The following is a 23,881-nucleotide window of genomic DNA, read 5'->3' on the forward strand; positions in this document are numbered from 1 at the left end:
CCGATGGGCCGAGCTCGAGCTGGTTGTGGAACCTCGTCCGGTGCGGATCGCGAAGGCGGGCTCTCGCCGCAGCCCTGGTCCGGCCGGCGCGCCCTGGCGCTCGCCGTGCTCGCGCTCGCGGCCTGCACCAGCGGGAACGACGACGACGACGACGACGGGCGGATCCAGACCTCGCTCGCCATCGACCCGCTCGCCTTCCTGGGCGACGTGCGGTGCTCGAACGAGCCGGGGGCGATCCGCAGCTACGTCGCCACGCTCACGGACGAGAGCGCGGAGGGCGGTCCGTTCACCCTCCCCTCGTCGCCGCCGGTCCCCTGCTCGTCGCGCGTGTCGTTCACCTACGTCGTCGAGGGCCACGAGTACACGGCCAGGATCGACGGCTACGCGCAGTACGCCGAGGAGCTCACCCCCGTCGGCGACGAGACCTCCGGGAGCCCCCACATGCTCGTCGACGGCGCCCAGGTCGCGCCGCGCTGGACGTGGGCGTGCCCCGGCCCCGACGCCGCGGACGACGCCGGCAAGCTCGTGGCGAAGACGGGCGTCAACGTCGTCGTCCAGGGGTGCGCCGCGGTCTCCCGCCCCGACGACACGCAGCGCGCGGCCATCGTGCTCGACCCGGCGAGCGCGCTCGGCGCGCTACGGTGCGGGGCCGGCGACCGGGAGATCGCGTCGTTCGACGTCCTCCCCCAGGGCGGCGCGCTCCCGCCGGTGCTCGGCGTCGGCTGCCCGCCGGCCGAGCCCATCGTCTACGACCTCGGCGCCGCCCCGGCAGGGGCCCACGTCTTCCGCCTGGAGGCGAAGAACGCCGCGGGCGATCTCCTGTTCGGGTCGAGCTGCTTCGCCGCGGCGAGCGCGGGCGTCACGTCGACGGCGACCTGCGACCCGCTGTCCGACGCGGGAGCGCTCGAGCTCGACCTCGGCGCGCTCCTCGAGGCGGAACAGCTCGCCTGCGGGGCCGGCGCGGCCAGCTACACGGCGACCGAGCCGCTGCCCGAGGGCGAGCGGCCCGAGACGGACGCGCCCCCCTACGTCGGCCCGGTGCCCTGCGGCGAGCGCGCGCTCCTCTCGGCCCTCCCGCCGGGCGCGTACACGACGGACGTCAACGTGCTCGACGCGCAGGGGGCGCCGGTGCTGTGCGCCGATTGCAGCGGCGAGGTCCGCCCCGGCGCGACCACGCGCGCCGCGTGCGCGAGCCGTCACGCCGGGGCGTGCGCCTCCCCCTGACCGGAGCGACGTCCAGGGGCCGGCAAACCCTTTGCGCCGGCCTGCCCCTTGGAGTACCTGAACGCATCCGTCGCATCCCCTGAACAGCGCGGGTCAAGGGCGAGCGGCGGAGGCCGGATTCGACCTCGTCGCTCGCCGATCGAGGCCTGAGACGCCTCTGCCGCCCCGCTCGACGCTCGAGCCGCGCTGGGATGGGCCTCTACGACGGGGCCGCGCGCGCCGCGCTCGCCCCGCGCCTCGGGTGCAGATCCCATGGAAGAGACGTCGAACATCCAGCAGAAGGTACCGGTCAGCATCCAGGACGAGCTCCGGACGAGCTACCTCGACTACGCGATGAGCGTGATCATCGGCCGCGCGATCCCGGACGTGCGCGACGGCCTGAAGCCGGTGCACCGCCGGATCCTCTACTCGATGAACGAGCAGAAGATCGGCCCCACCGGCGCGCACAAGAAGTGCGCGCGCGTCGTCGGAGACGTCCTCGGCAAGTACCACCCCCACGGCGATCTCGCGGTCTACGACGCGCTCGTCCGCATGGGGCAGACCTTCAGCCTGCGCTACCCGCTCATCGACGGGCAGGGCAACTACGGCTCGGTCGACGGCGACTCGCCCGCGGCCATGCGGTACACGGAGTCGCGCCTGTCCCGGATGGCGGTCGAGCTGCTCGCCGACCTCGACAAGGATACGGTCGACTTCGTCCCGAACTACGACGACTCGGAGCTCGAGCCGAGCGTGCTGCCGGCGAAGTTCCCGCAGCTGCTCGTCAACGGCTCGGGCGGCATCGCCGTCGGCATGGCGACGAACATCCCGCCGCACAACCTCGGCGAGATCATCGACGCGACGATCGCCATCATCCGCAACCCCGACGTCACGCTGGAGGAGCTGCTCCACCTGGTGCCGGGCCCGGATTTCCCGACCGGCGGCCTCATCTACGGCAAGAGCGGGATCGTGCAGGCGTACACGACCGGCCGCGGCTCGATCACGATGCGCGGGCGCAGCCAGGTCGAGAAGACGATGAAGGGCGACCGCGAGCAGCTCGTGTTCACCGAGATCCCCTACCAGGTGAACAAGGCCCGGCTGGTCGCGAAGATCGCCGAGTGCATGAAGGAGAAGCGCATCGAGGGGATCAGCGAGGTGCGCGACGAGAGCGACCGCGAGGGGATGCGGATCGTCGTCGAGCTGAAGAAGGACATCTTCCCGCAGGTGGTCCTGAACCAGCTCTACCGGCTGACGGATCTCCAGGCGACGTTCGGGGTCATCAACCTGTCGATCGCGAACGGGCGCCCGGCGGTGCTGAGCCTGAAGGACACGCTCTCGCACTTCATCGAGCACCGGCGCGAGGTGGTGACGCGGCGCTGCCGCTTCGAGCTGCGGCAGGCCGAGTCGCAGCGCGAGCTCGTCGAGGGGCTCGGGATGGCGACGAGCGACATCGATCGCATCGTCGCGACGATCCGGGCCTCGAGCGACACGGACGAGGCGCGGGAGAACCTGCAGAGGCTGCCGCTCCGCGGGCTCGGCGAGTTCCTGCGGCGCGCCGGCCGGCCGGAGCCCGAGTGCGCCGAGGCCGACACGCGCGGCGACTACTTCCTGTCGGAGCGGCAGGCCAAGGCGATCCTCGAGATGCGGCTGTCGCGCCTGACCGGCCTCGAGCGGGAGAAGCTCGCGAAGGAGTACGGCGAGCTGTCGCAGACGATCGAGCGGCTCCGGGCGATCCTCGCGGACATGGGGCTGCTCATGAACGTGATCGTGATGGAGCTCGAGGAGATCAAGGCGCGCTTCGGCGACAAGCGGCGCACCGAGATCGTGCCGGCCGAGGCCGAGATCCAGATGGAGGACCTGATCCAGGAAGAGGACATGGTCGTGACCATCTCGCACGCCGGCTACCTGAAGCGGACGCCGACCTCGACGTACCGGGCGCAGCGCCGCGGCGGCAAGGGGATGGTGGGGATGGAGGCGCGCGAGGAGGACTGGGTGAGCCAGCTCTTCGTGGCGTCGACGCACTCGTACGTCTTCTTCTTCAGCGACAAGGGCAAGGTCTTCGTCAAGAAGGTCTACGAGATCCCGCAGGCGCCGCGGAACGCGAAGGGCCGGGCGATCGTGAACTTCGTCGGGATGGAGCCGGGGGAGAAGGTCGCGGCGATCACGCCGGTGCCGAGCTTCGACGGCGAGACGTTCGTGGTGACGCTGACCCGCCGCGGGCAGATCAAGAAGACGGCGCTGAACGAGTACGAGAACTACCGGGACAAGGGGATCATCGGGGTCCGGATCGAGGAGGGCGATCAGCTGTTCACGGCGGCGCTCACCGACGGCAAGCGCGAGCTCGTGATCGCGACGCGGAGCGGGATGAGCATCCGCTTCCCCGAGGATCAGGTGCGTCCGACGGGCCGCGCGACGATGGGCGTGAAGGGCATCGAGCTCGACGAGGGCGACGTGGTGGTGGGCCTCGGCGTGAGCGGCGACGGGCGCGACCGGGTGCTGGCGGTGTGCGAGCGCGGGTACGGCAAGCAGACGCCGCTCGAGGAGTTCCGGCTGCAGAGCCGCGGCGGCAAGGGCGTGATCCTGATCGACGCGAGCGAGCGGAACGGGCCGGTGGTGGGCGTGGCCATGGTGAGCCCGAGCGACGAGGTGCTGATCGTGACCGACCGCGGGCAGATGATCCGGACCAAGGCGAGCGAGATCCGCGAGACGGGGCGCAACGCGCAGGGCGTGCGGATCATGCACGTGGGGCAGGACGAGCGGGTGGTCGCGGTCGAGGCGTTCGCGGCGGACGCGACCGAGGGCGAGGACGGCGGCGGGTCGACGCCGCCGGCGGCGGCCGACGGGACCAACGGGGTCGCGGACCACTCGGGCGGGGACGGGGGCGGAGAGGTCAACTAGAGCGGTTTTTCGCTGGGACTGACACATCGTCCTCCAACCCTCGTCTCCGTCTTCCGTCTTCCGTCTTCCGTCTTCGCTCTTCCGTGCGCGTGCGCGTGCGCGATTCCCCAGAGTCAGCGCGCACGCGCACGCGCACGAAAGACGAGCACGGAAGACGGGAGACGGGAGACGGGAGACGGGAGACGGGAGACGAGAAGCCTTCAAGGCGCAGCGGCCGGCGCGGGGCGGCTCTCGGGGCGAGGCGCGCGCGCGACGGCGCCCTGGCCGACGAGCTGCGCGAGCTCGGTCACGTGATCGTCCGTCGCGTTCATCGCCGCGAGCGCGTCGGCGAGCCGAAGGACGTACTCGACGTTGGAGCCGCTCGGCCCGTGGGACGCGAGCACCTGCGCGGCGATCTCGGAAAGCGGCGCCTCGCCGAGGTAATCCGGGTTGTCGGGCGTGGCCACGTACACGATGGCCGGCCGAGGCGCGCTCTCCGCGTGCGCCTCCTCCGCCAGGGTGAGCGGCACGTCGCAGCGCGCATATCCGCCCTTCTCGCGGTGGTCCAGCGCGCGGAGCACCTCGTCCACGTCGGCGGCGGCGACCCGATAGGCCATCCCCCAGCAGCGCGCCAGAGGCGCCGGGATGAGCGTGACCACCCGGCCCGGCGCCCCGGGAACACCCCGGTGATCGGTGGAGCCCTGCCAGAACCGGCGCGCCCAGCCGGTGATGTACCCGGGCGCCATCCGCTCGAATCGAAACGCCGGCCGCCAGATCAGCGAGCCGTAACCGAAGATCCAGGTCTCGCGATGCACGAGACCATCCTATCAAACGCCGCCGCCCGCCAGAACCGCCGCGCTCGCCTGGAGGGCTCCCGCCGAGCTGCCTGCATGGGCCGCTAGCGGAGATCCTCCCGGATGTTCCCCACCGAGCGCTGGATCAGCTGCTCCAGCGCCTCGCGGCTGCGGCGCTCGTGCTCGGCCGCCTCCTTGGCCCGCCGCTCCTCGGCGCTGGCCCTGGCCTCGGCGTCGCGCGCCCCGCTCTCGGACGCCCGCGCCATGTCGCGCGCCGCCCGGGCGTCCCGGGCCGCCTTCCGCGCTTGCTCGGCCGCGGACTCGGCCCGGTACCGCGCCTCCTCGGCCTCCTTCTGCAGGACCTCCGCCAGCCGCCGCTGGTCCTCCGTGTTCCTCCGGGCCCGCTCGGCGGCCTCGCGGGCCGCCCGCTCGTTCGCGAGCGCCTGCTCGAGGTTGTACTCGGTCTGGCGGATCTCCTCGAGCTGCGCGGTGATGACCTGGTTCTGGCGGACCACCTTGATGATCCCCAGGGCGGCCATCGCGACCAGCAGGGCGAGCCCCGTCATGGTGCCGGCGATCAGCGTGCGCCGCCGGCGCTTCGCCTGGCTCGACAGCCGGAGCACGGCGTCGAGATACCGCTGCTCCCGCTCGGGCAACTGGCCCTGATAATAGTACCTGTCGCGGAAGCGGCGCGCCTCCTGGGCGATCTTGCCGCGCCACAGGGTGTCGTCGGCGCAGCCGCTCGACTCCCACTGCCTCGCCGCCACGCGCAGCTTGTCGAGGAACGCCGCGTCCTTCTGGTTCTCGTCGAGCCAGCGCTGCAGCGTCGGCCAGCGCTCGATGAGCGACTCGTGCACGATCTCCACGCGGCTGCCGGCGTCGTCGCGCCCCGTCTCGACCGCCAGGAGCCGCGCGTCCGAGAGGACGTGGACCACCCCCTCGATCTCGTCCGGCTCCCCCGGCAGCTCGCGGATCTCCCGCAGGCTGGCGATGGCCCGCGTGCGCTCGGGCGTCACCAGGCGCTCGAACACCGCCCGGCAGAGCTTCGCCTGGCGCACGCTCATCCCCGCCAGCACCGTGTCGGCGTGGCTCGCGAGCGTGCCGGCCACGCCGCCGATCGCCTCGTAGCTCGCCCGCGTCAGCAGCCGGCGCTCGCGATCGCGCAGATCCCACCACCGCGCCGCCATGAACTGCAAGAGCGGCAGCGCGCCGCGGGTCGTCTCCAGCACGTCGAGGATGTCCTCGACCAGCGCCGGGTCCTCGATCCCGTACCGCGCCGCCTGGACCGGCCGCGTGAGCGCCTCGCGCAGCCCGGCGCGGCCGATGGGCGGCAGGACCACGAGCCCGCGCGTCACCGCCGCCATGAAATGCCTGTCCTCGGCCACCCGCTCGATGAAGTCCGACCGCATCGACAGGATGACGCGCAGGGGCGAGGACGCGTCGTCCGCGACGCCCCCGAGGCACGAGAGGAACGCGGCGCGCTCGCCGGCGTCGCACGAGAGCGTGTAGAGCTCCTCGAACTGGTCGACGAAGAGCACGACGCGGCGCTGCTTCCGCGCCGCCCACGCGCGCAGCTCGGCCCCGAGGTAGCCCGGCTCGGCGCGCAGCCGGTCGACGAGCATGCGCCCACGCGACGCGTCGCCGCCCTGCGGCTCCGGCCGCTCCGAGCCGCCCCTCGTCAGCAAGGAGGGGTGGCTGAGCAGCTCGGCGAGCGCCGCCATCGGGTCGCGCCCCGGCCGGAGGATGAGCGACTCCCACCCTCCGCCCGATCGCTTGAGCGCCGGGACGATCCCCGCCCGGACGAGCGACGACTTGCCCACGCCCGACGCGCCGACGATCGCGAGGAGCGGCTGGCTGCGCAGCCGCGTCACCATCCTGGCGACGTCCTCGGCGCGGCCGAAGAAGCGGTCCGCGTCGGCCTCCTGGAACGCCGACAGGCCCGCGAAGGGGCTCTCGTCGGCCCCGAGGACGATCTCGAGGCGCCCGGGCAGGAGCGGCAGGAGCTCGGCGAGGAGCTGCTGCGCCGAGGCGGTGCGCTCGGCCTTCCGCTTGCGGAGGCAGCGATCGATGATCCCGCCGAGCGCGCCCAGCTCCGGGCGCGCGCCGTCGAGCTCGGGCATGGGCTGGTCGAGCAGGGCGACCTGCATGAGGCTGTGCACCGTCACCGGCGCGAGCGGGTGCGCGCCGGTGACGAGCTCGTAGAGCATGATGCCCACGGCCCAGATGTCGCTGGCGTGATCGATCCCCTCCCCGAGCCACTGCTCCGGGGACATGTACGGTATCGTCCCCATCATCGCGCCCTCGCGCGTCAGGGTGGTGCGGAGCGAGATGGGCGCGCGATCGACCGGGCCGGCGACGTCGGTGTCGAGGAGCTTGGCGATGCCGAAGTCGAGCACCTTGATGGCGCCGGACGCCTCCAGCATGATGTTCTCGGGCTTGAGATCGCGGTGGACGATGCCGAGCTTGTGGGCGCACGACAGGGCGCGCACCACCGGCACCATCATCTCCACGGCGGCGCTCGCCGACACCGGCGCCGTCGCGACCGTCTCGTCCGCGCCGGCCGGCCGGCGCTGATCCATCCACGCGCGGAGGCTCTGGCCGTCGATGTACTCGAGCACCATGTACGGATATCCGTCGTGCTCGTTCACATCGTGGATCGTCACGATGTTCTCGTGCTTGCAGAGCGCGGTGGCGCGGGCCTCGACAAGGAACCGCTGGAGTCTGGCGCCGGTCAGGCTGGTGACGACCTTGATGCCCACCAGGCGCCCAAGGCGGACGTCGCGGCCGAGGAAGACGGTGCCCATGCCCCCTCGGCCGAGCTCGCGAATCAGCTCGTAATGGCCGATGAGGGTCCCGGCGCGGATGGCCGGACCGGCGGCCTGCCGGCTCGACACGGGCGGGCCGGAAGGCTCCTGCGCCGTCGAGGATCGCCGCAGCGGCCCCGTCCTGCTCGCGGGGCTCTCCTCCGGGCGCGGCGCGGGCTCGGTGGGCCCGAGAGGCGCCGCGCCGAGGACCGGGGATTCCGTCGTCGAGGCGCTCGCCAGGCCTGCCCCCGGGCCCGGCGACAGGGTCAGCGTCTCCTCCCCGCGAAGGCCGTGCTCCTCGGTGCCGGTCACTTCCCGCGAGGATACCCCAGGGACTCCGCGTTTCACAATGTCACGGGCCGTTGACATCGAGAAATCCACCAGGGACACGCGCGCTGTCGAGTCGAGCGACTCGAGCGCGTCGAGCGCGTCGATAACGTGCGATCCGCCGGCGAGGTGGTGAGCGAGCGCCGCGGCCTCTCGGCCTGTCATGAAGGCTGTTCCTCCGACAGCCCTCCTCCGCGTCGAGCGCGGGCGACGGGGCGCTCGCGGCCTCGATCGATGTCTGTGGCCGGCGGCGGGCCGCGGCGGTGCGACGGAGGGTGGTGGCCGGATTTGAACATGAAGGCGGGGAGGCGGGAAGAAAAGCTCAATGATCTTCCTGCCTTCCCGCCTTCATGTGAATCACTCCGGCGCAAATGGGGCCACCACCCGACGGAGATGGGCAGCGCCAGGTACGTTGGGAGCGGCGCCGATCTCCCTCGGACCGACGCTCCCCGCCGCTGGCGCTCACCCCTCGAGCAGCTCGAACCGGATCCCCGCCGCCTGCAGCCGCTCGATGAGCCGCTCCCCCATCGCCACCGCCGGCGTGAGGACCCCGGCGCGCGCCGGCAGCCGCGCGCGGTCGAACGCCATGCAGAGCGCCGCCTCGGCCACCATCTTCGCCGTCTCCGAATAGCCCGGATCGCCGCCGCTCACGCGCGTCACCACCTTGCGCGACGCGCTCTTGCCGTGGAAGGTCACCTGGAACCAGCCGCGCGCCCGCTCCTCGGCGCTCGGCCCTTCCCCCGGGCTGCGCACCTTGCGGAGCAGGTCCCGCGTCGGCCCCACCTTGGCGAGCGCCGCCACGGCGCCGAAGCCGGCGATCCCGATCACGAGCTGCAACCCGGACTTGACCTGCACGTAGTGCCCGTACTGGAAATCGGGGCCGTAGACGTCGAGCTCCCGCGCGCTCCGCAGCACGATCTCGGGATCGATGCTCGGCAACGGGCAGACCCAGGCGCGCAGCCCCTTCTCGTAGCGGATGCGCCCCTTGAGCCCCTGCGCCTTCCGCCCGCCGCGCGCCTCCTCGGAGCGCGCCGCGCGCCGCCTGCGGCCGCCGCGCGCCATGGCCTCGAGCACCGACTGCCACGTGCCGCCGGAGAAGCTGCCGTGCGCGCGCACGACGCCCTCCACCGCGATCGGCTCGCCCGCGGGGAGCTTCGTCACCGTGAAGAGCGCGCCGAGGTCGTGCGGGATGCTGTCGAAGCCGCAGCAGTTGACGATCTTCACGCCCGCCGCGCGGGCGGCCTCGTGGTGGCGCTCGAGGAGGCGATCGACGAACTCGGGCTCGCCGGTGAGGTCCGCGTAGTCGGTGCCCGCGCGGATGCACGCCTCGACGAGCGGCTCGCCGCGGCTCGAGTACGGGCCCACGGTCGTGATGACCACGCGCGCCTGGCTCGCCATGCGCTCGAGCGACGCCGCGTCCTCCGAGGTCGCCTCGATGACGCCCACGTCGGCGCAGGCCGGATCGATCGCCTCCAGCGCCGCCTTCACCTCGGCGAGGCGCCCCGCGTTCCGGCCGGCGATCGCGAAGCGGGCGGGTCGCTCCGAGGCGTCGTCCCGGGCGGAGGCCTCCTTGCCCCGGGTGGCGAGATACTCGGCGACGAGGCGACCGGTGAAGCCGGTCGCGCCGTAGACGATCACATCGTACGTGCGGTCGAGGGTCATGGGGGGAGCCTTGATACCACGACCGCGGGCGGGAACGTCACCGTCGGCACCACGAGAGAGAAGGCGGGACCCAGCCGCCGAACGAGCGCTCCAGGTGCTGCGCCACGGCGATCGTCACATGATCGTTGCCGTGGATCGCCGCCACCTGGACGCCGAGCGGCAGCCCGTCGGCGTTGAGGCCGAGCGGGACCTGCGTCGCCGGCATCTCCATGACGTTGAGCACCGCGGTGTACGTCCACTGGAAGGGCGGCAACAGCGGCGCGTAGTGCCGCGGCGCGGGCCGCGGGTACGACGGGTAGAGCATCACGCCCCGCTCGCCGATGCGCGACACGAGCTCGGCGCGGAGCGCCTCGCCGAGCTCCAGGGCGCGCGCGATGCGCGAGGGGACGAGCCGGCCGACGTCCTCGAGCAGCGTGAGCCCGAGCGCGGGCAGCGTGTGCGCCGAGCGGCGGAGCGACCAGCGGGCGAGCTCGCGCGGCAGGCTGACCGGGCGGCCGTCCCCGAGCAGCGCGCGGAACGTGACGCCGCCGGCCACGCCCAGCATCGCGGTCCAGATGTCGAGCGCCCGCGCGAGGAGCTCGATGCGCGCCTCGCGGACCGTGGCCCCGCGCGCGGCGAGCGCCTCCACCGCCCGCCGCTGCGCGGCCAGGAGATCGTCGCTCACCCGGCGCACGCCGTCGTGCTCGACCGAGAGCACCGTCAGCCCGCCGAGGTCGACCGAGGCCGGGTCGCCGAGGGGCAGCGGCGCGCAGGTCGGATCGCGCGCGTCGGGGCCCGCGAGGACGCGGAGCACCGGCATGAGGTCCTCGGCGCGCCGCGCGATCGGCCCCGAGGTCATGTAGCGGAGCCCGCGCTCGCCGGGCAGCGGGAACTGGCCCGAGGTCGGCACGAGCCCGCCGGTCGGCTTGTGGCCGAAGACGCCGTTGAAGAACGCGGGCATCCGGATGGACCCGCCGATGTCCGAGCCGAGCCCGATCGGGGCGCCGCCCGCGCCGACCACCGCGGCCTCGCCGCCCGAGCTGCCGCCCGCGGTGCGCGCCGGGTCGTAGGGGTTGTTCGTCCGGCCGTAGAGCCGGTTGTTCGACTCCATCCACATGCAGAGCTCCGAGACGTTGGTGACGCCGAGCGGGATGAAGCCGGCGGCGCGCATGCGCGCGACCGTCACCGCGTCCTCCGTCGCGCGCACGCCGGCGCGGGCGACGAGCCCCGCGGAGTTCGGCATGCCCGCGACGGCGAAGCTCTCCTTGATGGAGCACGGGACCCCGAGGAACGGCGGCGCCGCGGCGGCGTCGCCGCGATCGAGGAGCGCGTCGGCGGCGCGCGCCTCGGCGCGGGCGGCGTCGAACCGGTCCGCCACCATCGCGTTGAGCGTCGGGTTCACGCGCTCGATGTGCCGGATATGGGCCTCCACGACCTCGGCCGACGTCACGGCCCGGGCGCGGATCAGCGCAGCCAGCCGGGTGGCGGAGAGCAGGAGCAATGGATCTCGTGAAAGCATGGGCGTGGGTGCGATAAGGGATCAGGCGCGGGACGGCGACCCGGGTCAAGAGGCCGCCTCAGGGCCCGACCATGGCCCACCCGCCCTCCCCGGCGCCAGCCGCGCGTGGCCTTCGCCGCGCGCGCCGCGCGCCGCCCTCCCCGGGCCCCGCCGCCGCCCTCGCCGAGCGCGCGCCGCCCCCGCCGCCCCGCGCCGCCCCCCGCAGCGCCCCGCCGCGGCCTGCGCCGCTGAGCGCGCCCGCACGGCGGCGCGGCGGCGCGCGGACCACCGCCGCCCGCCTATTCGCCCGCGGCGGTCGCCCCCGCGGCCGCGCCCTGCGCCGGCGCGGCCGCGACCGTGCGCCCCCGCGACCGATGCGGGAAGGCCCACCGCACGGCCCCGGTCATGAGCCAGTCGACCCCCCCGCGGCTGTCGACCTGGATGCCGGGATCGACGTACACCTGCACGCGATCGCTGAGCTCTGCGCCGACCTCCAGCACGCTCGTCGACACGACGCGGGGCGCGCCGCGGTGGTTGAACTGGAAGCTCTGGTCCGGGCTCACCCAGAAGCCGCGCGGCAGCTCGACGATCGCGAAGGGCCGCACCAACGACGTCTGGATGTCGTCGCGCCGCGGATCGCCGCCGAACGAGACCGCGTGCTGCAGCTGCAGCCCCAGCCGCGCGGGCCGCGCCACGCGGACGTACGCTTGAACGAGGGGCGCGACCTGGTTCTTGCCCGAGCCCAGCGCGCGGCGCGTCGCCGAGTCGAGGATGAGATCCGAGCCGAGGACGAGCGCGTACCGCGGCGTGCCGATCGCGCGGACGAGCGGCCGGATCAGGACGTCGCCGAGCCCCGCGTCGCGCTGGCCGTCGACCCCGCTCACGACCGCGAACGGCACGTCCGCGCGCAGCGAGAAGCTCCTGTCGAAGGCGTAGTCCCCCCGGATCACCGCGGCGTTGAAGAAGCCGCTCTTGCCGCGCGAGACGAAATCGTCCCGGACCTCGATGAACGTGCTCAGGTTGGCGGCCGCCGGCGCCTGCGTCCGGGGCGGCGCGGCGCCGCGCCGCCCCGGCCCGGGGCGCGACGGCGCGGGGCGCGACGGCGCGGGCTGCAGCGGCCGCGCGGGCTGGGCGCTCGCGAGCGCCGCGAGCTCCGCGCGTCGCGCGGGCTCGACGCGATCCGCGGCGGCGCCGGCCCGCGCGCAGCACAGCGCGACGAGCCCGATCGCGGCGGGAGAGGCCGCGCGGCGGCGCCGGCGACCGCAGGGCGAGATCGTTCGACTGGCAGGGCGCGCCTGCGCCACGCGATGCGCTTGCATGGCGGTTCCATGGTGGAGCCGCGCGAACCGGCGGCAGTCGGTTCAAGGCAGCACTCTGCGCTTCGGGCGCGCACGAGACGAGGTCCGGTGTTTGCTCACACCTCCCCTGGGGCTCCGGCAGCGGCGCCGCATCCGCTCGTCTCCGCGCGCTCCCTGCGATGCGCTCGGTGCGCGCGATGCGCTCGGTGCGCCTCGCAGGGCCCGCCGCGCGCCGCGATCGAGCGACGCATCCCTGCACACCGCGCGCGTCCGCGTCGCGCAGTCGCGCCGTCGCGCCGTCTCAACAACAGCGGCGCATCTAGAGCGGCGCATCGGCGAGCGACGCGGACAGCGCGCGTTCGTGCGGAACGTCACGCGCTCGCCGCGGGCGTGCGCGAGCAAAAAAAACTGCACGAAACACCGCAGAAACAAGCGATCTGTAAAGAAACAACTTGACGCGACGCAGCAGCTCTGCAAGCTAGAGGCACTCACGCTATGCAGAAGTCGACGTGCACCGCCAGCGCCCACGCCTCCGGCGATGGGACCCCCGCTGTGAAGCTGGTGCACCGCGCTTCGTCGGCGACCTCGGCGGCGCGCTCGCTCGTCGTCGAGGGCGGCGTGTCCGTCGGGCTCCTAGCGGGCCTAGCCATTCCTGCGCTCGTCAGCCTAGTCGACGTCGTCGGGCTGATTCGCGTCGGGAACGGGTGCGGGCCGCCGCTCTGAGCTGAGCAGCATGGAGATAGGCCCCCGCACCGAGAAGGTCCGGGGGCTTTCGTTTTTCTGGCCTGTGGGTTCACGAAGAGCAGCCGTCGTCAAGGAGGATCAGGTGAGCAAGGAACATTCGAGGAAGAATCGCGAGGACGCCTCGAGCGAGGCCGTTGGCCAGCGCATCGCGGAGCTCGCAGAGCTCGTCGCCGCGGGCTGTGGGATGCCCGTCGCGTCGAGCGCGGTGCGCGAGGAGTTCGAGGCGCTCGTCGACGAGATCCGCGCGCGCGCGAGCCGCGGCGCCGTCCGCGCGCCCCAGCGCTCCTCGACGCACCTGAAGGGCGCGCGCCCGGGCGGCGCCGCCGAGGCCTCGTTCGAGTTCCACTCCGACCCGCCCTCCGCGCGGCCCGGCGCGGCCCCCGCCGCGGGCTCGTCGCGCGTCGTGTCGCTCGACGACGCGCGGCGGGTGCTCGACGCGATCCGCCGCGAGGAGAGCAGCGGCGGCGGCCCGCGGGAGGACCTCCAGCGCGCGATCGCCTAAATTGCCGAGCCTCTGAGAGACGGCGGAACCCGCGGCCACGGCGCCCACGGCGCCACCTTCCACCAGCATGACTCGATCGGAGTCGAGACTATGAAACGAACCGGCGCACAGATTATCTGGGAAGTCCTCGTCCGCGAAGGCGTGGACGTGGTCTTTGGCTACCCGGGCGGCGCGATCATGCCCGCCTACGACACGATCCTCGGCTACCCGATCCGCCACGTCCTCGTCCGGCACGAGCAGGGCGCGGCGCACATGGCGGACGGGTACGCCCGCGCCTCGGGCAAGGTCGGCGTGGCGGTCGCCACCTCGGGCCCCGGCGCGACGAACCTCGTCACCGGGATCGCGACGGCGATGCTCGACTCGTCGCCCATCGTCTGTATCACCGGGCAGGTGTCCTCGAAGCTGCTCGGGACCGACGCCTTCCAGGAGACGGACATCACCGGCGTCACCCTGCCCATCACCAAGCACAACTACCTCGTGACCGAGGTCCAGGACATCGCCCCCGCCATCCGCGAGGCGTTCTACATCGCGCGCTCGGGCCGCCCGGGCCCGGTGCTCGTCGACATCACCAAGGACGCCCAGCAGGCGTCGATGGACTTCGAGCTGCCGAAGGGCGAGGTCCGCCTGCCCGGCTACCGCCCGGGGTATCACGCCGTCCAGACGGACATCGAGAAGGCGATCGAGCTCATCGACGAGGCCGAGCGGCCGCTCATCCTCGCCGGCCAGGGCATCGTCCGGGCGGAGGCGACGCGCGAGCTCCTCGCCTTCGTGGAGAAGACGGGCATCCCCGTCGCGTCCACGCTGCTCGGCCTCGGCGGCTTCCCGGCGACCCACCCGCTCAGCCTCGGCATGATGGGCATGCACGGCGAGGCGTGGGTGAACACCGCCATCCAGGAGGCCGACCTCCTCATCGCGCTCGGGATGCGCTTCGACGACCGCGTGACCGGGAACCTCAAGACCTACGCGGTGAAGGCGAAGAAGATCCACGTCGAGATCGACCGCTCCGAGATCAACAAGAATGTCAAGGTCGACGTCGGCCTCGTCGGGGACGTCCGGGACACGCTTCTGTCGCTCATCCCCGGGTGCAAGCAGCGCAACCGGAGCGGCTGGATCGAGCGCATCACCACCCTGAAGGGGGATTCGGCGGTCCGTGACATTCAACAATTGCCGTACCACGACAAACTGTACGCCGCGCACGTGATGCACGACCTCTGGCGGCTCACCGACGGCAAGGCGCTTGTGGTAACCGACGTCGGGCAGCACCAGATGTGGGAAGCGCAGTACTACAAGCACGATCACCCGCGGAAGCTCATCACCTCCGGCGGGCTCGGCACGATGGGCTTCGCCCTGCCGGCGGCGATCGGCGCGCGCTTCGCGAAGCCGGACGACGAGGTCTGGGTGGTCGTGGGCGACGGCGGCTTCCAGATGACCGCGTGCGAGCTGTCGACCTGCGCGCAGGAGGGCATCAAGGTCCACGTGGCCATCATCAACAACGGCTACCTCGGCATGGTGCGCCAGTGGCAGGAGTTCTTCTACAACCGGCGCTACTCGGCGACCCCGATGCGCAGCCCGGACTTCGTGAAGCTCGCCGAGGCCCACGGGCTGACCGGCATCCGCGTGACGAAGCGCGAGGAGATCGCGGGCGCGGTCGAGCGCGCCCGCGCGACGCCGGGCACCGTGGTCGTCGACTTCCGCGTCGAGCAGGAGGACAGCGTCTACCCGATGGTCCCCGCGGGCGCCGACCTGAACGACATGATCCGCCGCCCGAGCCCCATCCTGGAGACCGGGGAGGATCCGTGAACGCACCCGTAGAGGCGCGCGCCCCGAGCGCTCGATCCGACGCGAGCGCGCGCTCGCTGGACGAGCGGGGCGCGTCCGAGCGCGTCGCGGCCGCTGCCGGGCGCCCCAGAGACAAGAGGGACTTTCAAGAGGCATCCATGGATCGACCCATCCTGCGCACGTTCATCGCCTACGTCGAAGACCGCCCCGGCGTGCTCAACCGCGTCGCGTCGCTGTTCCGGCGCCGCGCGTACAACATCGAGTCGCTGAGCGTCGGGCGCACCCACATCGCCGGGGTCTCGCGCCTCACCCTGGTCCTCGAGGCAGACGAGGACGGGGCGCGCCGCCTGGAGGCGAACCTGTACAAGCTGGTCAACACCCTCTGGGTCCGCGACGTCACCCACACGGCCTCGGTCGCGCGCGACCTCGCGCTGATCAAGGTGAAGGCGAACGCGACGACCCGCGCGCAGGTGCTCCAGCTCTGCGAGGTGTTCCGCGCGCGCACCGTCGACGTCGCCCCCGAGGCGCTCACCATCGAGATCACCGGCACCGGCGACAAGATCGAGGGCCTGCTCGACGTGCTCCGCCCGTTCGGGATCATCGAGATGGTGCGGACCGGGATGATCGTGATGACCCGCGGCGCCGAGGAGGCCGAGGCCAGGCTCGACACCGTGCTGCCTACGCGCGCGAGCGACAGCAGCGCGCCCTGATGACGGATGACGTGAAGGACGGGAGCCGCGAGGTGCGGATCCCTGTTGAAGGAGAGTGAGATGGCGAAGATTTTTTATGATAACGACGCGGATCTGTCGCTCATCCAGAGCAAGAAGATCGCGATCGTCGGCTATGGCTCCCAGGGGCACGCCCACGCGCTGAACCTGCGCGACAGCGGCGCGACGGTGATCGTCGCCCTGCCCGAGGGCAGCAAGAGCCGGCCCAAGGCGCAGGCCGCGGGGCTGCAGGTGGCCACGGTGTCCGAGGCCGCGAAGGCCGCCGACGTCATCATGATCCTCGCGCCCGACACGTCGCAGGCCCGCATCTACAACGAGCAGATCGCGCCGCACCTCGGCCCGGGCAAGACGCTCATGTTCGCGCACGGGTTCAACATCCGCTTCAACACGATCACGCCCCCCGCGTCGGTCGACGTCACGATGATCGCGCCGAAGGGCCCCGGGCACCGGGTGCGCGAGACGTACGAGGCCGGCGGCGGCGTCCCGGCCCTGCTCGCCGTCCACCAGGACGCGAGCGGCAAGGCGGAGGCGCAGGCGCTCGCCTACGCGAAGGGCATCGGCGCGACGCGCGCCGGCGTGCTCCTCACGACGTTCGCGGAGGAGACCGAGACCGACCTCTTCGGCGAGCAGGCGGTGCTCTGCGGCGGCGCGAGCGAGCTCGTGAAGGCCGGGTTCGAGACGCTCGTGAACGCCGGCTACCAGCCGGAGATCGCGTACTTCGAGTGTCTGCACGAGCTCAAGCTCATCGTCGACCTCATGTACCGCGGCGGCCTCAACTACATGCGGTACTCGATCAGCGACACCGCCGAGTACGGCGACTACGTGTCCGGCCCGCGCGTCATCACCGACCGCACGCGCGAGGAGATGAAGCGCATCCTGGCCGACATCCAGAGCGGCGAGTTCGCGCGCAAGTGGATCGCGGAGAACGAGGAGGGCCGGCCGAAGTTCGAGGCGACGCGGGCCAAGGAGCGGGAGCAGCGGCTCGAGGTCGTGGGCGCCAACCTGCGCAAGATGATGCCGTTCATCGACCCCGTCACCATCAAGCCCGGCGACTGAGCGTCTCCACTCGTGGGAGGCGGCGGAGAACACCATGCCTGAGATGATTGCGAATCAAGCGATGCCCCCGTCCGATTACGTGCGCATCTTCGACACCACGCTGCGTGACGGCGAGCAATCGCCGGGCGCGACGATGACGTCCTCGGAGAAGCTCGAGATCGCGCTCGCGCTGGCGAAGCTCGGGGTCGACGTCATCGAGACGGGCTTCCCCGCCGCTTCCCCCGACGACCTGCTCGCCGTCCAGACGATCGCCGAGCGCGTGGGCGCGGCCGCGGTCCCCGGCCGCCCCGCCGCGACCCCGCCGATCATCTGCGCGCTCGCCCGCGCCACCAAGGTCGACATCGACAAGGCGTGGGAGGGCGTCTCCCGGGCCGCGCACCCGCGGATCCACACCTTCCTCGCCACGAGCGACATCCACCTCAAGCACAAGCTCCGGATGACCCGGGCCGAGGTGCTCGACCGCGTGCGGGCCATGGTCGCGTACGCGCGCGACCTCTGCGCCGACGTGGAGTTCAGCCCCGAGGACGCCGGCCGGAGCGAGCCCGAGTTCCTCTACCAGGTGCTCGAGGCCGCCATCGCCGCCGGGGCCACGACGCTCAACATCCCGGACACGGTCGGCTACACCATGCCGAGCGAGTTCGGCGCGCTGATCGCCGGCATCCGCAAGAACGTCCCGGGGATCGACCGCGCCATCATCTCGGTGCATTGCCACAACGACCTCGGGCTCGCGACGGCGAACGCCCTGGAGGGCATCCGCGCGGGCGCGCGCCAGGCCGAGGTGACCATCAACGGCATCGGCGAGCGCGCCGGCAACACCGCGCTCGAGGAGGTCGTCATGGCGCTCGCGACGCGCCGGGCCGTCTTCGGGCTGCGCACCGGCATCGACACGACCCAGATCGCCACGGTGAGCCGCCTCGTCAGCGCCGCGACGGGCTTCAACGTCCAGCCGAACAAGGCGATCGTCGGCGCCAACGCCTTCGCGCACGAGTCGGGCATCCACCAGGACGGGATGCTGAAGCACCAGGAGACGTACGAGATCATGCGGCCGGAGATGGTCGGGGTGACGCAGACCCGGCTCGTCCTCGGCAAGCACTCGGGCAGGCACGCGCTCAGGAACCGGCTCGAGGAGCTCGGCTACCACCTCGACGAGGCCCAGCTCGCGGCGGCGTTCGCCAGCTTCAAGGCGCTCGCCGACAAGAAGAAGCACGTCACCGATCCCGACATCGAGGCGATCGTCTCCACCACGCGGGCGCAGGGCGACGAGCTCTACACGCTCGACGCGCTCCAGGTCGCCTGCGGGACCACCGGGATGCCGACGGCCACGGTCCGCCTCCGCGGGCCGGACGGGGCGCTGCACGTGCGCGCCGCGATCGGCACCGGGCCGGTGGACGCGGCCTACCGGGCGATCGACGAGATCGTCCGCGTGCCGAGCAGCCTCCTCGAGTTCTCCGTGCACGCGGTGACCGAGGGGATCGACGCGCTCGGCGAGGTGAGCGTCCGGGTCCGGGCGGACGCGACGTCGAGCAAGCGGCACCCGCAGCACGACGCCTCGCACCGGGTGTTCCACGGCCACGGCGCCGACACGGACATCCTGGTCGCCAGCGCGAAGGCGTACCTCACCGCCCTGAACCGGCTCCTCGCGACCTACGGCGTCGAGCCCCGGGAGGACGCGACGGCGTCCGAGAGCAACGAGAGCAACCAGAGCGGCCACGGCGCCGCCGTCGAGAGCGCGAGGTAGGCCGGTGCGCCGAGCGCACGAGGGCCCCGCGCGGGGCCGGCGAGCTCGGCGGCCTGCCCCCGCCGCACAAGGAAGTTGAAGCTTATGAATCCGCCTCTCAACGGCGCGGAGCAGGGCGCCCGCCCCGCGGACCGCGTCGACGTTTACGACACCACGCTACGGGACGGCACCCAGCGCGAGGGCATCTCGCTCGCGTGCGAGGACAAGCTGCAGATCGCGCGCCACCTCGACGCGTTCGGCCTGACCTTCATCGAGGGCGGCTGGCCCGGCTCGAACCCGAAGGACGCGCAGTTCTTCGAGCAGGCGAAGGACATCGAGTGGAAGCACGCGAAGATCGCCGCGTTCGGCTCGACGCGCCGCGCCTCGCTCGCCCCCGAGGACGACCCCGGCCTGCGCGCGCTGCTCGCCGCCGGCACGAGCGTCTGCACGATCTTCGGCAAGAGCTCGACCCAGCACGTGACCGCGGTGCTGCGCACGACGCTCGACGAGAACCTCCGGATGATCGAGGAGACCGTCGCCTACCTGCGCGCGCACGGCCGCCGCGTGGTCTACGACGCCGAGCACTTCTTCGACGGGTTCGCGCTCGACCGGTCGTACGCGATCGAGACGCTGCGCGCCGCGGCGCGTGGCGGGGCCGAGGTGCTCACGCTCTGCGACACGAACGGCGGCTCGATGCCGTGGCAGATCGAGGCGATCGTCGCCGAGATGAAGGCGCTGCTCGGCCACCCGCTCGGCGTCCACGCGCACAACGACGGCGAGCTCGCGGTCGCCAACTCGCTCGCCGCCGTGCGCGCGGGCGCCCGCCACGTCCAGGGCACGATCAACGGCTACGGCGAGCGCTGCGGGAACGCGAACCTCTGCGCGATCATCCCGAACCTCGAGCTGAAGCTCGGCCTCCGGGCGCTGCCCGAGGGGGCGCTCCGCGGGATCACCGAGCTCTCGCACTACGTCGCCGAGCTGGCGAACCTCGCCCCCGACGATCACATGGCCTACGTCGGGCGGAGCGCCTTCGCGCACAAGGGCGGCGTGCACGTCGCGGCGATGCGGCGCGAGCCGGCGTCCTACCAGCACATCGACCCCGCGCTCGTCGGCAACGCGATGCGCACCGTGGTGAGCGAGCTGTCGGGCCGCGGCAACCTCCTCAGCAAGGCCGAGGAGTTCGGGCTCGAGGTGAAGGCGGGCGCCGAGGTGGAGGTGCTCGAGCAGATCAAGGAGCGCGAGGCGCGCGGCTCGTCGTTCGAGGCGGCCGAGGCGTCGGTGGCGCTGTTGCTCCGCCGGAGCTCGCCGGGCTACAAGCCCCCCTTCCGGCTGCTCGATTTCAAGGTCATCGCGGGCCAGCGCGAGGGCGTCGGCACGTTCGCCGAGGCGATGATCAAGATCGCGGTCGGCGACGAGGTGGTGATCACGGCGGCCGAGGGGTCCGGCCCCGTCAACGCGCTCGACGGCGCGCTCCGCAAGGCGCTCGCGCCCGTGTTCCCGGCCGTGCGCGACATCCAGCTCGTCGACTACAAGGTCCGCATCCTCGACGGCCGCGACGGCACCTCGGCGACGACGCGCGTGCTCATCGACAGCCGCGACGCGCACCGCCAGTGGAGCACGGTCGGCGCCTCGACGAACATCATCGACGCTTCCTGGCATGCGCTCGCGGACGGGATCGAGTATGGGCTCACGCTCGCAGCGCGAGAGCCAGCGCAGTACACATCCACGTTGCCTGCCAGCGAGGTCGCATGAAGGCCAATATCGTTCTTTTGCCCGGTGACGGCATCGGCGTCGAGGTGGTCGCCGAAGCCCGCGTCACCCTCGATGCCGTCGCCGCCCAGTTCGGCCACAGCTTCACGTACTCCGAGCACCTCATCGGCGGGTGCGCCATCGACGCGACCGGCACCGCCCTCACGCCGGAGACGCTCGACGCGTGCCGCGCGGCCGACGCCGTCCTCCTCGGCGCGGTCGGCGGCCCGAAGTGGGACAACCCGAGCGCGAACGTCCGGCCCGAGCAGGGGCTGCTCGCGCTGCGCCAGGGCCTCGGCCTGTACGCGAACCTGCGGCCGATCCGCCTGTTCCCGGAGCTCGTCCAGGCCTCCCCGCTCAAGCCGGAGCGGCTCGCGGACGTCGACATCCTCGTCGTCCGGGAGCTCACGGGCGGGCTCTACTTCGGCAAGCCGCGCCTCCGCGAGGAGGTGAACGGGCGCAGGCGCGCGGTCGACACGCTCGAGTACACGGACGAGGAGATCCAGCGCGTCGTCGAGCTCGCGTTCCGCCTGGCCGCGCCGCGCCGGCGGCTCGTCACGTCGGTCGACAAGGCGAACGTCCTCGAGTCGTCGCGGCTCTGGCGGACGGTGGCGACCGAGGTCGCCGCGCGCCACCCGGAGATCCGCGTCGAGCACCAGCTCGTCGACTCGTGCGCGATGCGGCTGATCACGGCGGCGGCGGCGTTCGACGTCATCGTCACCGAGAACATGTTCGGCGACATCCTGACCGACGAGGCGGCCGTGCTCGCCGGCTCGCTGGGGCTCTGTCCGAGCGCGTCGCTGGGCGAAGGCACGCGCGGGGTCTACGAGCCGATCCACGGCTCGGCGCCCGACATCGCCGGCAAGGGGCTCGCCAACCCGATCGGGACGATCCTGAGCGCCGCCATGCTGCTCCGGCACTCGCTGCGCCTCGACAAGGAGGCGGCGGCGCTGGAGCGCGCCGTGGCGCAGGCGATCGCCGCCGGCGCCAGGACGGCGGACCTCGGCGGCAAACTGTCGACCCAGGCGATGGGCGAGGCGGTGCGGGCGAAGCTCGCGGCCTGATCGCCCGCGCGGGGCGGGGCCGGGCACCCCGGCCCTGGCCTCGCGTTGCTGCCGCCCGGCGCGCCGCTAGAACGGCACCATGTTCATCGTCGTCAACACCATCACCGCCTCCGGTCCGGTGCTCCAGGCCATGGTGGAGAGCTTCCGGCGAGCAGCGCCTGAGATGCGCCAGTTCTCCGGCTTCCTCGGCCTCGAGATCTGGCTGGGCGACGGCGGCCTCCGGGCGGTCTCGCGGTGGGAGAGCCGGGAGGCGTTTCAGCAGTACCCGAGGTCCGAGGCGTTCCGGCGCCATCACCGCGGCATGGACGGCGAGCAGGCGCTCCGGGCCGCGCACATCACGTTCTACGAAGGCGAGATCATGGCGTGAGCCCCCTGAGCCGCCGACGGTCGCCGAGCCGCCGGCGGTCGGCGCGCCGCCCGGCGGTCAGCGCGCCGCGCGCCGCTCGCGGCCCGCGGCGGCCTGGCCCGCGCCCTCGGCGTAGGCGATCCCGTCCTTGAGCGTGCCGCACGTGACGACGCCGCCGAGCTCGATGTCGAGCGCCGTCATGGTCCTCGCCACCTCCGCCCGTATCCCGGTCAGCACGACCTGCGCGCCGATCAGGCGGGTCGCGCGCACGGCGCGCAGCAGCGCGCTGGCGACCAGCTGGTCGACCCCCGAGACGCCGGTGACGTCCAGGATCGCCACGCGGGCGCGGTGGGCCGTGATGCCCCGGAGGAGCGTCTCCGTGACCTGCGCCGCCCGGTCCTCGTCCAGCGCGCCGACGAGCGGCAGCACGACGGTCCCGTCGCTGATGGGGATGAGCGGCGTCGACAGCTCCATGAGCATCCGGGCCTGCCGCCGGACGGCGGCCTCCAGCCGCTCCCGCTCCTCCTCGGCGCGCTTCCGCTCGGTGACGTCGCGGGCGACGAGGACGAGCCCCAAGAGCTCGTCCTGAGGCCCGCGCAGCGTGCTGGCCGAGAGGGCGACGGGGACCTCCGCGCCCTCCCGGGTCATGAGCGCCGACGCCTCGTTCGCGATCCGGCTCGCCTGCCGCAGGCGCTCGATCACCGAGGCCGCCGCGCCCTCCCCGAGCACCCGCTCGGCCGCCAGCTCCAGGATCTCGTCCCTCGAGTAGCCGAGGAGCTCCAGGGCCGCGCGGTTCGCGCTCTTGATCGACCCGTCCACCTCCAGCACGAGGAGCGCGTCGGGCATCGCGGAGAGGACGTTGTTGACGAACGCGGTCGAGGACTGAAGCTCCTCGATCATCATGTTCATGCCGGCGGCGAGCCCGTCGAGCTCGTCGACGTCGCGGCTGATCTCGGCTTTCCTGGAGAAGTCGAGGGAGGCGACCGCGAGCGCGACGTCGGTCAGCTCGGAGAGCCGCGCCGACGCCTTCGCCTTGAAGGCGCGCAGCGCCGCGAGCTCCTCCGCCAGCGCGTTGAGCCGCGCGAGCGCCGGATCGAGCGGGCCGCCGCGCAGCGCCGCCGCGCGGGCCGCCGAGTTGCCCGCGGCGAGCTCCTGGATCACGCGCTCGATCTCGCCGCGGTCGGGGTGGCCCTCCGCCTGCGGTCCGTCGTTCAACGGAGGAACCCCCGCAGCCAGCCGATGGCCTCGTCCTCGGTCGTGAACAGCTTCCGGGGCACGGGGGCCTGGGACAGCCCGAGGAAGAAGTTCCCGATGGCCTTGCTCACGGGCGAGCCCACGAGCAGCGCGAGGGCGCAGTGCCCCTTCGCGGCCTCCGCTCCTGCGAAGTACTCCCGCGCTGCCCTGTCCACCGTCTTTTGCGCGCGGATATCGACCAGAACGGGGCGCGGCGTGCCGCCTCCGAGCTCGATGGTGGCCCTGACGACCTCCTGTGCGAAGCCCAGGCTCATGTGCACAGGAAACGCAGTCGCGCGGATGATTCCGTCGTCCTCGAGCCGGAGTATCTGGGCGGACGTCACGATCTCGCGAGCCTTCATGTCGCATCCTCTACCGCGCCGCGCCAGCCGCACAGCGCTCGCCCAGGGGGCAGGAGCCTCGGGGGCTCCGCGTCACCTCGGTTGATCGAGCTGCTTGTATCCCAGGGCACGACCACGGCAGTCTTACGACTATAAGGCATTTCTCGCCGGCTTGTCCATAGC

Annotated in this window: 18 protein-coding genes; 10 read left to right on the forward strand and 8 right to left on the reverse strand. The window is 72.4% G+C overall.

Annotation, left to right across the window (positions count from 1 at the left end; all coding sequences use genetic code 11):
- Window positions 1-3 precede the first annotated feature (3 nt).
- Both WME98_RS47320 and gyrA read left to right on the forward strand, forming a co-directional pair.
- Window positions 4-1,224 (forward strand): hypothetical protein, encoded by a 1,221-nt coding sequence (locus tag WME98_RS47320; protein ID WP_437948169.1) that lies wholly within the window; start codon window positions 4-6, stop codon window positions 1,222-1,224.
- 252 nt (window positions 1,225-1,476) lie between these two features.
- Window positions 1,477-4,098: a DNA gyrase subunit A gene (gene gyrA, locus WME98_RS47325; protein ID WP_061626169.1), complete on the forward strand. Its 2,622-nt coding sequence runs from the start codon at window positions 1,477-1,479 to the stop codon at window positions 4,096-4,098.
- Window positions 4,099-4,298: 200 nt separating this feature from the next.
- Here gyrA and WME98_RS47330 read toward each other — a convergent pair whose 3' ends face one another.
- The 6 genes from WME98_RS47330 to WME98_RS47355 form a co-directional block, all read right to left on the reverse strand.
- The gene (locus tag WME98_RS47330) at window positions 4,299-4,892 is read right to left on the reverse strand and encodes a gamma-glutamylcyclotransferase (protein WP_437948170.1); all 594 of its coding nucleotides are present in this window, start codon (window positions 4,890-4,892) and stop codon (window positions 4,299-4,301) included.
- 83 nt (window positions 4,893-4,975) lie between these two features.
- Window positions 4,976-8,167, reverse strand: a complete 3,192-nt coding sequence (locus tag WME98_RS47335) for an nSTAND1 domain-containing NTPase (RefSeq protein WP_437948171.1) — start codon at window positions 8,165-8,167, stop codon at window positions 4,976-4,978.
- A 297-nt stretch (window positions 8,168-8,464) separates the two neighbouring features.
- The gene (locus tag WME98_RS47340) at window positions 8,465-9,664 is read right to left on the reverse strand and encodes a saccharopine dehydrogenase family protein (protein ID WP_437948172.1); all 1,200 of its coding nucleotides are present in this window, start codon (window positions 9,662-9,664) and stop codon (window positions 8,465-8,467) included.
- Window positions 9,665-9,701: 37 nt separating this feature from the next.
- On the reverse strand, window positions 9,702-11,162 hold the full coding sequence (locus WME98_RS47345; protein ID WP_437948173.1) for an amidase: 1,461 nt from the start codon (window positions 11,160-11,162) through the stop codon (window positions 9,702-9,704).
- Window positions 11,163-11,440: 278 nt separating this feature from the next.
- A complete protein-coding gene (locus tag WME98_RS47350; protein ID WP_437948174.1) occupies window positions 11,441-12,460 on the reverse strand; it encodes a hypothetical protein in 1,020 nt (339 codons plus the stop codon).
- A gap of 467 nt (window positions 12,461-12,927) precedes the next feature.
- Window positions 12,928-13,089: a hypothetical protein gene (locus WME98_RS47355; protein WP_437339035.1), complete on the reverse strand. Its 162-nt coding sequence runs from the start codon at window positions 13,087-13,089 to the stop codon at window positions 12,928-12,930.
- Window positions 13,090-13,265: 176 nt separating this feature from the next.
- Between WME98_RS47355 and WME98_RS47360 the strand changes: the two genes are divergently transcribed.
- The 8 genes from WME98_RS47360 (at window position 13,266) to WME98_RS47395 (ending at window position 22,145) form a co-directional block, all read left to right on the forward strand.
- Window positions 13,266-13,685, forward strand: coding sequence for a hypothetical protein (locus WME98_RS47360; protein WP_437948175.1), 420 nt, complete (start codon window positions 13,266-13,268; stop codon window positions 13,683-13,685).
- Window positions 13,686-13,775: 90 nt separating this feature from the next.
- Complete coding sequence (gene ilvB, locus WME98_RS47365) at window positions 13,776-15,485, forward strand: biosynthetic-type acetolactate synthase large subunit (RefSeq protein ID WP_061623367.1); 1,710 nt, start codon at window positions 13,776-13,778, stop codon at window positions 15,483-15,485.
- A 137-nt stretch (window positions 15,486-15,622) separates the two neighbouring features.
- The gene (gene ilvN / locus WME98_RS47370; RefSeq protein WP_061623366.1) at window positions 15,623-16,174 is read left to right on the forward strand and encodes an acetolactate synthase small subunit; all 552 of its coding nucleotides are present in this window, start codon (window positions 15,623-15,625) and stop codon (window positions 16,172-16,174) included.
- Window positions 16,175-16,234: 60 nt separating this feature from the next.
- Complete coding sequence (gene ilvC / locus WME98_RS47375) at window positions 16,235-17,248, forward strand: ketol-acid reductoisomerase (RefSeq protein WP_061623365.1); 1,014 nt, start codon at window positions 16,235-16,237, stop codon at window positions 17,246-17,248.
- Between the two features lie 34 nt (window positions 17,249-17,282).
- Complete coding sequence (locus tag WME98_RS47380; protein WP_437339037.1) at window positions 17,283-18,986, forward strand: 2-isopropylmalate synthase; 1,704 nt, start codon at window positions 17,283-17,285, stop codon at window positions 18,984-18,986.
- An 84-nt stretch (window positions 18,987-19,070) separates the two neighbouring features.
- The gene (cimA, locus tag WME98_RS47385) at window positions 19,071-20,717 is read left to right on the forward strand and encodes a citramalate synthase (RefSeq protein ID WP_437948176.1); all 1,647 of its coding nucleotides are present in this window, start codon (window positions 19,071-19,073) and stop codon (window positions 20,715-20,717) included.
- Entirely contained in the window at window positions 20,714-21,778 is a 1,065-nt protein-coding gene (leuB, locus tag WME98_RS47390; protein ID WP_061623363.1) for a 3-isopropylmalate dehydrogenase, read from the forward strand. Before cimA ends, leuB begins: the two co-directional genes overlap by 4 nt.
- 79 nt (window positions 21,779-21,857) lie before the next feature.
- Window positions 21,858-22,145, forward strand: coding sequence for an antibiotic biosynthesis monooxygenase family protein (locus WME98_RS47395; RefSeq protein WP_437948177.1), 288 nt, complete (start codon window positions 21,858-21,860; stop codon window positions 22,143-22,145).
- Window positions 22,146-22,202: 57 nt separating this feature from the next.
- Here WME98_RS47395 and WME98_RS47400 read toward each other — a convergent pair whose 3' ends face one another.
- Both WME98_RS47400 and WME98_RS47405 read right to left on the reverse strand, forming a co-directional pair.
- Complete coding sequence (locus WME98_RS47400) at window positions 22,203-23,339, reverse strand: PAS domain S-box protein (RefSeq protein ID WP_437948178.1); 1,137 nt, start codon at window positions 23,337-23,339, stop codon at window positions 22,203-22,205.
- Window positions 23,336-23,719, reverse strand: coding sequence for a DUF7793 family protein (locus WME98_RS47405; protein ID WP_061623259.1), 384 nt, complete (start codon window positions 23,717-23,719; stop codon window positions 23,336-23,338). The genes WME98_RS47400 and WME98_RS47405 overlap by 4 nt, the downstream gene beginning before the upstream one ends.
- Window positions 23,720-23,881 lie beyond the last annotated feature (162 nt).

This window comes from Sorangium sp. So ce296, assembly GCF_051529605.1.
GTDB lineage: Bacteria > Myxococcota_A > Polyangia > Polyangiales > Polyangiaceae > Sorangium > Sorangium cellulosum_D.